This window comes from Clostridium uliginosum (genome assembly GCF_900112485.1).
GTDB lineage: Bacteria > Bacillota > Clostridia > Clostridiales > Clostridiaceae > Clostridium > Clostridium uliginosum.
Map to the genome: position 1 here is coordinate 246284 of NZ_FOMG01000001.1, position 16621 is coordinate 262904.

General features: G+C 28.5%; 12 protein-coding genes and 1 riboswitch. Of the genes, 4 read left to right on the forward strand and 8 right to left on the reverse strand.

Features of this window, described 5'->3' with window-relative positions:
• Positions 1-254 precede the first annotated feature (254 nt).
• The 7 genes from BM027_RS01120 to BM027_RS01150 form a co-directional block, all read right to left on the reverse strand.
• The gene (locus BM027_RS01120; protein WP_090087965.1) at positions 255-1550 is read right to left on the reverse strand and encodes an IS110 family RNA-guided transposase; all 1296 of its coding nucleotides are present in this window, start codon (positions 1548-1550) and stop codon (positions 255-257) included.
• Between the two features lie 827 nt (positions 1551-2377).
• Entirely contained in the window at positions 2378-2950 is a 573-nt protein-coding gene (locus BM027_RS01125) for a xanthine phosphoribosyltransferase (RefSeq protein ID WP_090087967.1), read from the reverse strand.
• A 4-nt stretch (positions 2951-2954) separates the two neighbouring features.
• Positions 2955-4274 (reverse strand): nucleobase:cation symporter-2 family protein, encoded by a 1320-nt coding sequence (locus tag BM027_RS01130; protein ID WP_242943264.1) that lies wholly within the window; start codon positions 4272-4274, stop codon positions 2955-2957.
• Positions 4275-4453: 179 nt separating this feature from the next.
• A riboswitch (purine riboswitch) is annotated at positions 4454-4556 on the reverse strand.
• A 110-nt stretch (positions 4557-4666) separates the two neighbouring features.
• Positions 4667-5338 carry a fructose-6-phosphate aldolase gene (gene fsa, locus BM027_RS01135; protein WP_090087970.1) on the reverse strand — a complete coding sequence of 224 codons (672 nt, stop codon included), beginning with the start codon at positions 5336-5338 and terminating at the stop codon, positions 4667-4669.
• Between the two features lie 344 nt (positions 5339-5682).
• A complete protein-coding gene (locus BM027_RS01140; RefSeq protein ID WP_090087971.1) occupies positions 5683-6522 on the reverse strand; it encodes a glycyl-radical enzyme activating protein in 840 nt (279 codons plus the stop codon).
• Between the two features lie 14 nt (positions 6523-6536).
• Entirely contained in the window at positions 6537-8828 is a 2292-nt protein-coding gene (locus BM027_RS01145) for a formate C-acetyltransferase (RefSeq protein WP_090087974.1), read from the reverse strand.
• A gap of 58 nt (positions 8829-8886) precedes the next feature.
• Positions 8887-9756: an SDR family oxidoreductase gene (locus BM027_RS01150; protein WP_207647591.1), complete on the reverse strand. Its 870-nt coding sequence runs from the start codon at positions 9754-9756 to the stop codon at positions 8887-8889.
• A 480-nt stretch (positions 9757-10236) separates the two neighbouring features.
• Here BM027_RS01150 and BM027_RS01155 point away from each other — a divergent pair, with 480 nt between their 5' ends.
• Entirely contained in the window at positions 10237-10998 is a 762-nt protein-coding gene (locus BM027_RS01155) for a DeoR/GlpR family DNA-binding transcription regulator (protein WP_090087980.1), read from the forward strand.
• Between the two features lie 162 nt (positions 10999-11160).
• Here the strand turns inward: BM027_RS01155 and BM027_RS01160 are convergent, their stop codons facing one another.
• Positions 11161-12720 (reverse strand): PucR family transcriptional regulator, encoded by a 1560-nt coding sequence (locus BM027_RS01160; protein ID WP_090087982.1) that lies wholly within the window; start codon positions 12718-12720, stop codon positions 11161-11163.
• 148 nt (positions 12721-12868) lie between these two features.
• Between BM027_RS01160 and BM027_RS01165 the strand changes: the two genes are divergently transcribed.
• From BM027_RS01165 to BM027_RS01175, 3 genes are all read left to right on the forward strand, one after another.
• Entirely contained in the window at positions 12869-14809 is a 1941-nt protein-coding gene (locus BM027_RS01165) for an NAD(P)/FAD-dependent oxidoreductase (RefSeq protein WP_090087984.1), read from the forward strand.
• A 44-nt stretch (positions 14810-14853) separates the two neighbouring features.
• The gene (locus tag BM027_RS01170; RefSeq protein WP_090087987.1) at positions 14854-15633 is read left to right on the forward strand and encodes an acetoacetate decarboxylase family protein; all 780 of its coding nucleotides are present in this window, start codon (positions 14854-14856) and stop codon (positions 15631-15633) included.
• A gap of 200 nt (positions 15634-15833) precedes the next feature.
• Entirely contained in the window at positions 15834-16601 is a 768-nt protein-coding gene (locus BM027_RS01175) for an SDR family NAD(P)-dependent oxidoreductase (RefSeq protein WP_090087990.1), read from the forward strand.
• The last annotated feature ends 20 nt before the right edge of the window (positions 16602-16621 follow it).

Consider the following 16621-nt stretch of genomic DNA (forward strand, 5'->3'; position numbering starts at 1 on the left):
AGTTTTGTATATATCTCCTTTTAATCTTATAGCTTGTCTTAATATAAGGTGTTTAAATAAAAATATTTATCAATTGATTTTACCCTTAACCCGCATTTTATAAGCATATTCTTCAGACCAGCTAGTTGTAGTCAAGTTATTTGTAAAAATTTTTTAACTACATCTAGAATTAATTTATTGCACAATAAACAAGCCATTAAAATATACGAACAATACAAATAATGGTAATTTTTTATGCTATAAGAAAATTAATTCTATGCACTCTTTTCTAAGTTGAACAAATACATATGTTTATGTATTTTAGGTAGACGTTCTATGTATTCTTTTTGATCTCTTAAAACCGCAAAAATGTAATTAGTTATTTTATGCATTACAGCTCCAAGTGCTACTTTTTTTGCTTTATTTTTTTGATTTTGTTCATAATAATCTTTCAACACTTTATTCATTGGTTTACCATTTCTCTTACTTCGTATAGACGCCATAGCAGCCGCAAATAAAACTCTACGTGCAATCTTTGAACCTCGTTTTGACATTTTATTGCGAGTTCCTATAAACTTGCCTGATTGATTAACACTTGCATCTACGCCAAGATAAGCTACTAATTGTTTAGGCTTGTTAAACCTTTTATGGTTCCCTATTTCAGTAATTAGAGCCACTGCTGATATGAAATCTATTCCTATTATTGAATCTATTAATTCTATATTATGTTTAAGGTCACTAGGAAAGTTTTTATCATTTATAGTGCTTCTAATTTCTATTAAAATAGCTTCAATTTGTTCATTTAACGTTTCAATCATAGTAATATTATTAATAATTCTAGTAATTAATCCTTGAACAACAAATCCTATTGTTTTAGCTTCTTCAGCCATTTTAATAAGTTCATCATATTTATTATTAGACCAAACACGGCCTTTTCTAGAATGTAACAAAAGAATATTAATTATCTCATTTTTATCCGCGCTTAGCAACGCTTGCGGGCTAGGATATTTCTTTAAAATCTCCAATGATGTTTGGCAAGTCATAGAATTGAAAATCTTCTTGTATCCTGGTAGAACTAAATGAATGTCAGCACTAAATTTCTTTTTGTAAATTGATCTTATGTCAACTTGTTTATAATAATCTCTTATTAAACTTCTTAAGCTAAAAATCTCAGGCTCAAAATAATCATAAGCTTTTATTTCTTGAAACTTTCCTAATCTAGCAATATTTAAAGAATCCCTTTTATCATTTTTTTCTTTTCTTATGTCTTTATTTTTGCTAGAATTAGTAATTAGAGGATTTATTAAAAATGCCTCTAGTTTTTTGTTTTTCAAAAAGTGGAAAAGAGAGATATGGTATATACCAGTAGACTCCATGAAAATGCCAGTTTTCATGGAGAATTTCTTTTCCACTTCTTCTATTTTATCTAATAAATAGTTAAAACCACTTAAATTATGTTTAATATTAAAAGTCTTACAATACAGACTTCCGTCTGGCGATAATATTGAAACCACATGAAATCCTTCTGATATATCAATACCAACAACAGGTGAATTAAAATATTTAGACATATATAAATCATCTCCTTATAACTTTAGTTTTATAGAGTATCCAATGAATCAATAGGATTATAATCTCGTTTGTGACGCGGGTAATTCTCTTAAAAAGAGAAACCCAACCAGCTAAACATATAACTCTTACTGATGGATTGATACGCTGATTTACGGGTATATCTCTGAAAGAGATCCCTGAATATAGACATCTTTTCTCTATCAGAATTATTATATATTATTATGTTTAATTGGTTGAGTATTTAAGAAAAATAATACAAAATTATAAGATATTATAGAAATGTTAGATATGTATATTAAAAAATAAAAACCGTATAATGTTCGTTAAGAAATAACAGTAGGACGTATTACATTTCTTAACTACATTATACGAGAATATATATGGTAATATTCTGAAGAATAAATATGGTTTAGAATAAATATTCTAATATTCTGTAGCATATTTATGAACTTAAAGTTATGAAGTTCATAACATATATAGTATTTTTACTTACTTTCCGAAATAATCTCTCTATAATACTCTTCTTAAATAATAAATGGGCTATTTCATAATACAAATCATTTAATAATATGATGTATATTCAAAAAAAGAAATAGAAATAACATTTGTGTAAGAAACATTGAAAAATAAGCTTAGAGTTTCTTCATTTGAAGTTGTTCCATAAATGATTGTCCTAATGCATATTAGGAGCAATCTTTTATGGGTACAACTTTAAATGTTAGAAACTATTAGCGAAATTTTTCTAGTCTTCTTTAATAAATGTTATTTCTATTTCTTTGTTATTACTTCACTTGGTAATTCTTAGACAGCCACTTTATATTTCGTATTATTTTACGAATTCTATACTTCCTTTTCCAAGTTTAGCTATTCTTGCTAATGAATATACATCATATCCTTTATCTTTTAACATCTTAGGACCAGGTTGGAATGATTTTTCTATTACAATCCCTATTCCAGCAACCTTTGCTCCAGCTTCCTCGACTAAACGTGCTGCTCCTAGCGCTGCTTCTCCATTTGCTAAAAAATCGTCTATTATTAATATATTATCTTCTTTACTTATGTATTTTTTAGATAATGTTAATTCATAATTCATATCTTTTGTATATGAATGTACAGTTGTTTGATAAACATCTCCACTTAAAATCTTTGAACCTTGCTTTTTTAATGTAACCATAGGTAATTTCATTTGCATTGCTGTCATAACAGTTGGTGCAATACCTGAACTTTCAATTGTAAATATCTTTGTAACCTTGTGGTTTTCAAAGTAATTTTTAAAATATGTTCCCATTTCATACATTAAATCTGCATCAACTTGATGATTTAAAAATGAATCAACTTTTAATACATTTTCTGATAACGCCTGTCCTTCTTCTAATATACGTTTATGTAAATTTTCCATAATATTAGTTCACCTCATTAACTTTCTCTTCTTTTAAAACTATATTTAAAATTAATGCTACAATAGTACCTGTTGAAATACCTGATGAGAAAATCATCTTCATTCCTTCAGGGAATTGACTTATAAATTCAGGACGGAATGTAATTCCAACTCCAAGTCCTATTGATGTTGCTATTATTAATAAATTACGATTATTTAATTTAACACGACTTAGTGTTTTAATTCCTGATGCTGCAACTGTTCCAAACATAACTATTCCAACGCCACCTAAAACTGGTTGTGGCATTATGTTTATTAGTGCTGCAAACTTAGGTAAAAACCCTAAAATAATTAATATGATACCCGCCATCATAGCAACATATTTGCTTGCTACTTTAGTTAAAGGAATTAATCCTACATTTTGACTAAAAGATGTATTTGGAAAAGTTCCAAGTATACCACCTAGCATACTTCCAATACCATCTGCCAATATTCCAGAACCAATTCTCTTATCATCCATTTCAATTTGTGATACCTCTCCAATAGCTTTTAAACATCCAATGCTTCCTATAGTTGTAACAACATAAGCTGGTGCAAAAGGAATTATTAATTTCCAATCAAAATTTACTCCATGTGCAAATATTTTAGGAATTGATAAAAAGCTTGCTTCTCTAACTGAAGTAAAATCAACCATTCCAAGAGGGATACATATAATATATCCAACAACCATTCCGATTAAAATTGAAGCACTACTTACTAGCCCTTTTCCATATCGATTTAAAAGTAGAGTAATAATCATTACAATCATAGCTATTGAAATATTAGTTAAATTTCCATATTGTGTTGATCCAACACCACCAGCTGCCCAGTCCATTGATACAGGGAGTAGTGTTAATCCTATTAAGCATACAACTGTTCCTGTAACTAATGGTGGAAAGAACTTTATCAAAGGTCTTATAATAAAGCTTAAAATTATCTCTACAAATGATCCTAGTATTGTAGCTCCTATAATTCCTGGAAGTCCATAAACTCCTCCAATAGCAATTGATGGTGCTACAAATGTAAAGTCAGTTCCCATTATACACGCTACTCTTGATCCAATAGGTCCAATTCCCCTTGATTGAATAAAAGTTGCCACACCAGCTGATAATATTGTTGCACTCATTAATGCAGTTGATGTAACTACATCAAATCCTAAAGCACTTGAAATAACTAATGGCACAACTATAATTCCACCAAATGCAGCAAATATGTGTTGCAATCCTAATAATATTTGTGTCAATAAATTTGGTTTGTCATTAATTCCATAAAGTAATTGCATATCTTCTTGTTCATTCAGATGCATTTCATTTTCTAAGTTCTCATTTGTTTCTTTTTTTAATTGCATATCTTTTATTTCTCTCCCTATGCTAAAAAATATAATCATACATTGTACATCGTAAATCATAATACATAAGGCACATAAAAAAAACACCTCAATTTAAAATTGAGGTGTTGCATTTTTTAGATAAAGTAATAATACCTAAAATTAAAACAATACCTCGTAGTCTGCTAATTTATGGATAGCAGGTAGAAACTTTCCAACCATTATTATCGGAAATATACGAGTCTTTTGTATGAACTGTTGGTTTATTATATCATATAGGCATTGTTTATACAAACACATTGGGCATAAGAAAGAAAAATAACAAGTTAATATGTAATGCATATTTAACTCGTTATTTTCTTTCTTATGTCTTAATTATTAGTTTTTGAACCTTTTCCAAAAGCATTTTCCCAATCTTTTATAAATTGATCAACACTCCAGTCAGTTAATGGATGATTCATCATAGCTCTTGCAATATCTGGTGGAACTGTAACACTATGTACTCCACATCTCATTAATTCAAGAACTTGTTGTGCATTTTTGAAGCTTGCTGCTAAAACTTCACAGTCAAATCCATATTGATCTATTATTTGTACCAAATCATTAACTGTACCTACTCCATCTGCTGAAATATTATCTAATCTATTTACATAAGGAGCAACAAATTTTGCACCAGCTTTAGCTGCTAAAAACCCTTGATGTGCTGTAAAAATAGCTGTTGCTGTAATATTAATTCCTCTTTTACTAAGTTCTTTTATAGCTTTCAATCCTTCACTTGTAACTGGAATTTTTACATACATATTCTTTCTTAAAGCACTTATAAACTGTGCTTCTTCTATAATATCTTCACATTTTGTACTTAATACTTGAGCATGGATTGGAATATCTTCTCCTACTATTTCTCCTATTTCAGCTATTAAGTCAGTGAATTTTTTCTTTTCTTTAGATACTATAGTTGGATTAGTTGTAACCCCATCTATTGGTAAGATATCACTTAATAATTTTATTTCCTCAACATTTCCTGTGTCTAATATTAATTTCATAATAATACTCCTCCTAAAATTACTTTTTATATTTCACTATGCTTTAGAATAGTGTTGATGTTGTTATATTTTTGTAAAGTGGACATTGAAATTTGACTTTTAGAATTCTTAAGTAAGAGTCCAAATTTTACATTTGGTATCTCGAACTTACTCAGCGAACCAATGTGAGTCGAGTTTCCTTTAGTGTTGTCACCTTTCTTGCTTGTCCGAAGCTTGCCTTTGGAGCAAGCTAAAAGGGGACTATACTCATTTAGATATTCTTAAGTTCAATTTCTTAGCCCGCTTTACAATATATAACAACATCAACACGGTTTTAAAACAAAGCCTTATATTTTAATAAATTATTATCCTCCTATTATTACTTCTACGCCATAAGTTTCTATTATAGCTTTTATTTCTTTCACTCTTTCATCTTCTAAAACTTCTAAATCAAGTAACTTATAATCTCGCTTAAGTCCTTTATATTTTGAACTTCCATATTGATGAAATGGTAATATATGAACCTTTGTTATTTCAAATTGTATAACAAATTGTATAATTTTTTTTATGTTTTCTTCATTATCAGTGTACCCTGGAATTAAAGGTATTCTTGGAATTACATTCACATTTTGTTTTGTTATTTCTATGAAGTTATTTTTCATAACTTTTATGTCTTGATTAATTTCTTTCTTCGCTATTTCTGAGTTCATGATTTTAAAATCCCAAAGTACTGTATCTAAATATTTTGCAATTTCCTTAATCTTATCAATATCACCCATACCAGTTGTCTCAATTGCAGTATTAATCCCAATCATCTTTAATTTCTTTAAAAGTTCAATGCAAAAATCAACTTGGCAAAGTGGCTCTCCACCTGATAGAGTAACTCCGCCTTTAGTGCTATCATAAAAAATCATATCTCTTTTAACTAAATCGATTACTTCTTTAATTGAGTATTCTTTTCCAACATACTCAATAGCACCAGTTGGACACTCTAAAGGAGAATTAATGCATTTGTACGGATCTTCACTACTACATTTTATACATAATCCTTCTCTTACAATTACCTCTCTTTTAAAACTTTGTGATTCAGGATTTGAACACCATGGGCATATAAGAGGGCATCCTTTGAAGAATACTACTGTTCTAATACCTCCACCATCATGCAAACTATATCTTTGAATATTAAATATCAAGGCATTTTCCATATACACATCACATCCTATAATACATGTTCTGCTCTATTTATAATATCTTCTTGGATTTTCTTATCAAGCTCTACAAACATAGCACTATATCCAGCAACTCTCACAATTAAATCTTGATACTTTTCAGGATTTTTTTGTGCATCTCTTAATGTTTTTACTGATACAACATTAAATTGTATATGCTGTATCTTTAGTCTACTAAAAGCTTGTATATATCCAACAAGTTTTAATACTCCATCATTTCCTTTAAGCGTACTCGGTGAAAATTTAACATTTAATAAACTACCATTAGATGTTAAGTAATTATCAAGCTTGCTTACACTTTTAAGACTTGCTGTTGGTCCATTTTTGTCTCTTCCAACCATAGGTGATAATCCACCATCAGAAAGTTGTTCTCCAGACATTCTTCCATCTGGTGTAGCTTTAACACCTTCTCCAAGTGGAATGTGTGCTGATACTGTATAAGAGCCAGGTTGGAAAATTCCTTCTCTTATATTTTTATATTTTGTAACTTCTTCAGCATAATATGATAAAAATTCACTTCCTATCTCATCAACTTCATCTACATCATTTCCATATTTATCATACTTTGAAATAATACTTTGGCGTAAAGCTTCATTATCTTTCCAATCATTTTTTAATATCTCACATAATTCTTTTAATGTCATATCATTATTTTCAAAAACCATCTTTTTGATTACATATAAAGAATCACTTAAATTAGGACATCCAATTCCTTGTACTCCTGAAAAATTATATTTAGCTCCACCATAAGTTACATCCATTCCTTTTTCTACACATCCAGTAATAAAATTAGATAAAAATGGTGTAGGTGCACACTCTCTATGTGCCATATCTATTATGTTAGACCCCTCAATCATATACCTTATATATTTAGATATATTAAGTTTTATGCTTTCTACTAAATCATCATAGTTATATATATTATCTTTTTCATTAGTTAAAGTAACTTCCATTACTTTAAGAAGGTTAAATAAAGCAATATCATGAAGTCCATATGTCTTGCCTGGAATTGATAATTCAACACATCCTACAACAGCATAATCTCTAGCATCTTTTAATGAAACACCTCTATTTACATATGATAAAATATTTACTTCATCATTAAACACTTGTGGCATTCCAAAACCCATTCTTATAATTTCTGCTGCTTTTATTAAAAACTCTCTTGGAGATTTCTCGCTAACCCTTATACTCATGTTTGGTTGTGGCAATTTTATTTCACCTAATATATCTAACATTAAATACGAAAGTTCATTTGTAACATCCTTGCCATTCTCATCTACTCCACCTAATACAATTGTGTATCCAATAGGAAAACCAGCAAAGTATTTTGCGCTTTCTGTGCTTCTTAACGCTACGATTGTATTAAATTTTATATATAATGCTCTTAAAATTTCTTTTAAAAATTCATCATCTTCTCCATCTTCTAAAGATTTTTTATAGTATTTATACATATATTGATCAAATCTTCCTGGTGAAATTGAACTTGCATTTGATTCATGTTGAAATACTAAACTAATATACCAAAATAATTGAATTGCTTCATAAAAGTTATCTGGCTTTTGATTTGAAACCTTATTTGCAATTCTAGCAATTTCTTTTAGTTCTTTTGTTCTTTCTAAATCCTTTTCATCTTCTATCATTTTTTCAGCAATCTGAGCATGCCTTTTTATATAACTCTTAGTTGCCTCTAACGTGATTAAAGACGCCTTAAAAAAATCATTGTCTGGGTTGTTTTCTAACTTATTTTTAATAGAATTAATAAGAAAACTTAATCCATTACTAAGGACGCCTTCATAATTTGGTATAATATGTCCTTGTCCTTTATCTGTCTGATTAAGTGCTACTATTTTCGTTTTAGTAGAATTTTTAATGTACTGTGGTATATTATCCTCACAATAATCTTTTAATGACTTACCCTTCCAATAAGGAAGTAATTCATTTTTTAAATACTCTTTATCTTCTTTTAATATTTTAAATTTATCTTGAGGTCTTGATTCAAACGTTTCCAATTCCTCTTCAATCCAATATGGAGACATTTCAGGAGAAGCTACCCCTGCTCTAGGTTTTTTTGTCCTATCTCCAACTATCAATTCTCCACACTTAATTTGTATTTCTACATTTTTTAATATATATTCTAACGCTTTTGCTCTTCTTATAATACTAGGTTGTCCTTCTGTACTTTTAAAACTTTCAGTATATAACTTAGCTCTTTCCAAAGATATTTGTCTTTTTTCTTTAAATAATTCATCTTTTAGATTTTGAATTCTATTACTTAGCAAACTATACTCCTTCCCAACTTTAAATTAAAACATTAGTATTTTAAAATAACTCCTAAAGTTAAAGTTTCATTTTGTAATCTTTTATACATTTACTTATTGCATCTTTACTACTACTAAAAACTAGTCCACATTCTTTAGCTTTATTAGTATTTAATCTTACATCTCTTTTGCAATTTTCATTATACTTTTCATTATCTTTTATCAATACTTCGTCTATTCTATTTTCTAATCCCATTTCGCATAATATATGTTTAACTATCTCATATCTACTTAAATCATTTTCGCTTCCAAGATTGTAAGTGCCATATGGAAGTGAGAATATTTTTATAACATTCTCTATCATTTCTGTATCATATGTCATCCCTCTAAATTCATATGAAGAAGCCTTTATTTTTTCACCTTTTAAAAGTTTGGTTATACTTTCCCAAATAATATTTGTTGCCATATTACATTCTTTTTCTGGTAATCCAAACAACCATGTAAATCTTATAATCCAAAGTTCATCTAATAAATCCTTTAGTAATCCTTCTGCCTCTAATTTATTTTGTCCATATACAGTATTAGGTACTGCTATATGTTCTTCGCTGTAAGGTCCAAGTTCTTTATTTCCATTAAAAATTTGTTCTGTGCTTATAAAGATCATTTTTGCATTTATTTTCTTACACGCTTGTCCTACATTTATAGCGCCTTCAACATTTATTTTATAAGCTATTTCAGGATTTTCATTACAAAAATCTGTTACAGCAATTGCAGCTGCATGTATTACATAATCTGGTTTAATTTCGTTGAGTTTATTCAAGACTTCTTCTTTATTACTAACATCTAGTTCTTGTCTAGACATTAATACAACTTCAAATTCATCTTTATATCTCTTAAAAAATCTTGTAGAAAAAAATCCTTTTCCACCAGTTAATAAAATTTTCTTCACAATATCATCTCCATATTATAATAATTTAGGCTATGTTTTAGCAAAGTGTTGATATTGTTATATAATAGCGAACTGGCATTGAAATTTGCTTTGTAGAACTCTTAATGAATATTTGTCCTATTATTGCTTGTCACAATCTTTGATTGGGAACATGCATTAATAGGACTAAGATTTATTTTAGAGTTCTTAAAGTGAATTCCACCGTCCAAGAGCTTTATATAACAATATCAACACGGTTTTAAAACAAAGCGATAATTTAAAATAAAATAACATATCATTTATTCTTGTTTTATATTTTTTATTCTTGTTTAATAGTATTTTATATTATTTTATATTTATTTGCAATGACTTTTGTGTATAATTTATATATAATGTTTAAAAGAAAGTATTTTAGACATATGAAATAAAAGAACAAATCACAGATGTGATGGATATTTTCTTTCATGTGCCTAAATTTCATATAGAAAGAGGTGTTTTTATTTGTTTGCAGAAGAAAGACTAGATGAAATACTAAACTTACTTAATACAACTGGTAAAATTAAGGTTAAAGATTTAAGTTTACAATTTAATGTTTCTGAGGATTGTATAAGAAAAGATTTAAAGTCGCTTGAAAATAAAGGTTTTCTAAAGAGAACTTATGGAGGGGCTGTCCAAGTTAGAGAGTCGTCTAATTTTCATGACATGCCTTTAAGACAAAAAACTGATATATCAACCAAGACTATTATCGCTCAAAAAGCTTTAGATATAATTGAAGATAGAGAAACTATTTTTTTAGATTTATCTACCATAAACATATTAATTGCTAAACTACTTAGAAAAAGCAATAAAAATATTATAGTTGTTACAAATATGCTAGAAATAATGAATATATTATCTAATCAAAATAATATAACTTTAGTAGCTACTGGTGGAGTTTTAAATAAGGATTTGATTGGCTTTACTGGAGCATCAACAATAGAATTTATTAAGAAATATAAATTTGATAAGGTATTTATAGGAAGTTGCGGTATTGATGTTTTTGACAGGAGTATCACAACCTTTGATATAGATGACGGGATAACTAAAAGTGCAATAATTGAATCTAGCAAAAAATGTTTTCTTGTTATGGAAAATAAAAAATTCCACATTGATGGAAATTATAAATTTGCTAAAGTTGAGGATGTAGATACTATAATAACTGATTCTAGTCCATCAAGAGAAATCCTTGATATATTAAATGATTATAATATTAATGTCATGTAGGGCTGTAAAAAAAATGAACTAGCATACTGATTTTTTATTTTTTGGCTCTGTTTTAATATAGTGTTGATATTGTTACATTTTTGTTCAGTTGCCATGGTAACTAGATGAATTAAAGATAAGCATCTATTAATTGTTATCTTTAATTCTGTCTTTACCTATTCATTAAAACATAGAAGATGTCTTTTTAAGATAATCGGTTATTTTATAGGACATATATATATTTAAAACTTCTTCAATATTAGAAAAATCTATATTAACCAGTTCTACTATCCTTTTTATCCTATACCTTGTAGTATTTCTATGTATAAAAAGTTCTTCTGAAGTCTTTTCCATGCTTTGATTATTTTTTAAATATATAAATAATGTTTTATATAAGTCAGTATGCTTCTTATTATCATATTGTTTTAATTTAATAAGATGTGGGCTGTAAAAATCTTTATAATCAAGTGTATTATATGAGCCAAGCAAATCATAAAGCTGAATTAGTGAGTAAAATGTACTATTATTTTTAGAATTTAATATTTTTCCTATATCTAATGCCTTTACTGCTTGAATATAATACTTTTTTGCCTCACTTATGTCTGAAAATTCCTTACTTATTCCAACATAAATATTATTTGATATTAAAAAATCTTTAATCTTTTTATCCACTTTAGTACTATTTGTAAAGGCTCCTGTCTCTTCAATTATAATAACTTTATCATTATAATAAATTGGGTCTTTTATAGGAAACGTATAATTAAAGTTATCTGTTAGATAACCTAAATACTTATTTTTATAATTATAATTTGATATATTAAATGCAAATACTGATAAATTCTTTGAGAATTTTATATTTGCACTCTTAATTCTTTCCTTAATATCTTCTTTATTAACTAAAATTCCATCAAGAATATCACAAATTAATCCTTCATATCCAACATCATTAGCATTTCTATAAAAACTATTCTTTTTCATTTCTTGTGCAATAATTCTACTTGTAAGAGCTAAAATCTCCTTATCTCTAGGTGAAAATTTCTTTTTGCATTCTAAGACTATTACACTTGCTATATGTTTGTTATTTACCTTTACTCCAGAAATTAATTTTAATATTGAACTTTCTGTACATGTAAATTCATAAGGTTCATCATCTTTTATATTTTTATTTTTTCTTTTCATGTTCTTAAATCCAACTATAAATTCATATGAGCAATAACGTTTTGTTATATTTTTTCTCCAATATGGATCTAAAATATCTTCTTTATTTGAATAAGTTAATATTTTAAAAGATGAATCTATTACAATTATCGGATTTTTAAGTATATTTGAAGCTAACGTTACAATATTATCAATTCCATTTTCTAATATAGATGCTTTTAATAATATTGCACTATCATTTGCAATTTGAATATCCTCATAAAAAATTTCTCTTATTTCATTATATATTTGAAATATATCTTCATTCTCTTTTATTTCAATAATATTTGCACTTTTCCTAAAGAAATTTTCAATACATGTTTTATTATCATTTATAAGGATTAGACTTATATTTTCTTTATTTCTTATTTTCTCTTGTAACATTGAAGTTTTGCATATATAAATAAAATTTTCACAATAATCTATTTGATTTTGTGTTATTAATTTAGCATCATCAAACTTTATATCTTCATTATTTCTATCCAAGTAAACATTTTCAGTTTTTCCCTTAAAGTGTTCAATAAACCTTTTGAATGTAATACTCATACCATTCCTCCTTATAATTATTATAGTGCATCATGCACAATAATAATACCTAATTTTTACATATTGAATATGTTAATTATTCTTTTCATTTGTTAAATTAATATTAGGCACATAAAAGAAAATAATAATATATGGGGGTATTGCTTAAATGAAATATTCAAAATTATTCTCAAAAGGTAAAATTGGTAATCTTGAACTTAAAAACAGAATTGTTATGCCTGCAATGGGAACTTCTCTAGCTACTTCAACTGGTGAAGCATCTGATGAGATTATTAAATATTATGAAGAAAGAGCCAAAGGCGGATGTGGACTTATAATTACAGAAATAACAAGAGTTGATAATGAGACAGGCATTGGTACTCCTAATCAACTTTGTGCAACTGACTTAAAACATATTCCAAGACTTGAAAAGTTAGCAAGAACAATTCATAGATATGATTCAAAAATATTTCTTCAACTACATCATCCTGGTAGACAAACTCATGAAAAAATGCTTAATGGAAAGAAATTAGTTGCACCAAGTGCTATCATGTCTTCAGCTGTACTTGAAATGCCAAGAGAACTTTCAACTGAAGAAGTCGAAGGATTAGTTAAAAAATTTGTCATTAGTGCTAATATAGCTAAAACAAGCGATATAGATGGGGTTGAAATTCATGCTGCACATGGATATCTTATTGGAGAATTTTTAAGTCCTCTTACTAATCTTAGAGAAGATAAATATGGTGGTAGTTTTGAGAAAAGGATGAGATTTTTAACTGAAATAGTTGTTGGAATTAAAAATACATGTGGAGCTAAATTTCCAATATGCGTAAGAATTGATGGTGATGAATTTGTTCCTGGTGGATTTACTCTTGATGAAGCTGTTAAAGCCTCAGTTCATCTTGAAAATTTAGGTGTAGATGCTATTAATGTAAGCGCTGGAACATATGAATCTGTAAATGCAATAATAGAACCTATCTCATATCCTCAAGGATGGAAAAGACATCTCTCACAAGCAATAAAAGATAAGATTAAAATTCCTGTAATTGCTTGTGATGTTATAAGAAAGCCTGATTTTGCAGAAAGCCTTTTAGAAGAAGGAAATCTAGACTTTGTTGCACTAGGACGACAACTTCTTGCTGATCCTGAATGGGGCAAAAAAGCAGTTGAAGGAAGAGAAAAAGAAATTCGTCCATGCATTTCTTGCCTTCATTGCATTGAAAATGTTATGGGTTGCAAAACAACAAAATGTGCTGTTAATGCTAGAACTGGTAGAGAACTTGAATATCCTGCTTTTGAAAAAAATGGACAAAATCGTGTTGTTGCAATTATAGGTGGTGGTCCTTCTGGTATGGAAGCTGCAAGGATACTTGCAATTAAAGGCTTTAAACCTATTTTATTTGAAAAAGGAAACACTCTTGGTGGAAGTGTAAATCTTGCAAGTAAACCACCGTTAAAAGATAAACTTACCTGGTTTATAGATAACCTCATATATCAAATTAAACAACTTAATATTGATATAAGACTTAACACTGCCCCAAGTATTGATGATTTGAAATTATTAAATCCATATGCAGTCTTCTTAGCTACAGGTTCTTCTCCTATAGTTCCTAAGATACCTGGAATAGAGAAAAATGATGTGTACACAATAGTTGATGTGCTTAATAGAAGTACTTCTATTAAAGGAGAAAACATTGTAGTTGTAGGTTCTGGTATGACGGGACTTGAAACAGCTGAATTATTGGTATCACAAGGTAAAAAAGTTACAATAATTGAAATGCAAGATAAGATAGGACCTGGAATGTATCTTCCTAACCTGATTGATATAACAACAAGGCTAAAAAAATATAATGTTGGAATGATTCCTTCAATGAAACTTGTAAGTATTGATAAAGGTTCAATCACTATTGAAAATACAGCTGATAAAACAGTTGTTAATAAGGTAGCTGATGCTATAGTTTTATCACTTGGAGTTAAACCAAATAATTCTATGGTAACAGAATTAGAAAATAATTTTTCTATAGTAAAAGTTCTTGGCGATTCCTTGATTCCTGGAAGAATAGCTGATGCTATACAAACAGCATTTGAAAAATCATATGTTCTTGAATAAAACAATATACTATATAATCACTTAAATAATGAGGGGGAATATTCATGGGAAGTTTTGTTAAAAGTATTGAATATCTTAAAGCACTTAGTGGACATGCTACTACATTTTATGATGCTGAAATGTTAACACTTTATTGGGAAACTAAACCAGAAATTATAGCAAAGTTATTACCACCACCTTTAAAACCAGCTAAGAGACCATTAGTACATGCTTTTGTAGCTAATTATCCTAAGACTAGCTTTGCGCCACCTTACAAAGAAGCAGGATTATTTATACTTGCAGATTATAATGGTGAGCTTGGAATGTATTGTTTATCAATGCCTATAACTGATGGTATGGGTATGGCAATGGGTAGAGAAATTTGTGGATTACCAAAAAAGATGTCTGATATTTCTTTTGAAAAAAATGATAATGTTTTGAAAGCTTCTGTTAGTCGTCATGGTATAGAATTCTTTAATATAACTGCAAGTTTAAATGACAAATTTAATGAATCTGATGCAAAATCAATAATTGATGAATACTCTCCTGATGATCTTCCTTATTTCAACGTAAAATATTCAAAAGCAATAGATGGTAGTGGTTTTGATTTGCCTCCTACCCTAGTAAAACAAAGTATAACTAAAGATTATAAAGTAACTAAAGACGCTGAAGTAAGGATTAATATGATTGATTCTCCTACTGACCCGTGGACTGAATTAGAAGTTGTTAGAGTTTTAGGTGGAGTATATACAGTAAGTACCAATGTACTTTTAAAGGGTACTGTTTTAGAGCAAATACCCCCTATGACATACTTACCTTACGCTCAAATCAAATGGGATTTTTAGCTAGATCAATCTATATTGATTTAAACTTAGATAATTTTTCTTAATATATATTGTGCCTTAGATAGTTTTTTATAATTAACAACTAAGCTATCTAAATATTAAACATATTTGTATTTATTTAATATTTGACTCTATTTTAAAACCGTATTGATATTTAAATTTTTTATAAAAATAAATAAATTTATGAGGAGATGTTTTATATGAGTAATTTATTTGATTTAAGTGGCAGGGTTGCAATTGTAACTGGCGCTTCTAGTGGTATTGGAGTTCAAATGGCTAAAAGTTTGGCAGAGCATGGTGCAGATGTTGCAATATTTGCAAGAAGAGAAGAAAAATTAAAAGAAGTTGCTAAAGAAATTGAAGTTATAGGCGTAAAGGCTTTGCCTGTAAAATGTGATGTTACACATGAGGATGAAGTTAAAGCAGCTGTAGCTACAGTACTTGAGAAGTTTGGGAAAATTGATATTTTAGTAAATAATGCTGGAGTAGCATCTAGATTTGGAGTACTTGATTTAGAAGAAAATGAATGGGACAGAGTAATGAATACAAATGTAAAAAGTATTTATTTAGTTTCGAAATATGTTGCAAAGCATATGATAGATCAAAAATATGGTAAAATTATAAATACATCTTCTATATTTGGCATAGTAGGTTCTGCATCTGCTCATCTTCATGTTTATGAAGCTTCAAAAGGTGCTGTAATAAATTTAACAAAAGGAATGGCAGCTTCATGGGCTCAATATGGAATAACAGTAAATTCTATTGGACCAAGCTTATTTAAATCAGAAATGACTGAACATACATTATTTGTAGATTCCTTCTTAAAAATGTACAATGCTGTATGTCCTTCTCATAGGCCTGGAAAAGAAGGCGAATTAAATGGTGCTGTAATTTACTTTGCATCAGATGCTTCTAACTACACTACTGGTCAAATACTATTTGTTGATGGTGGTTGGTCAGCAATTTAATATAATATTGATTATATAGT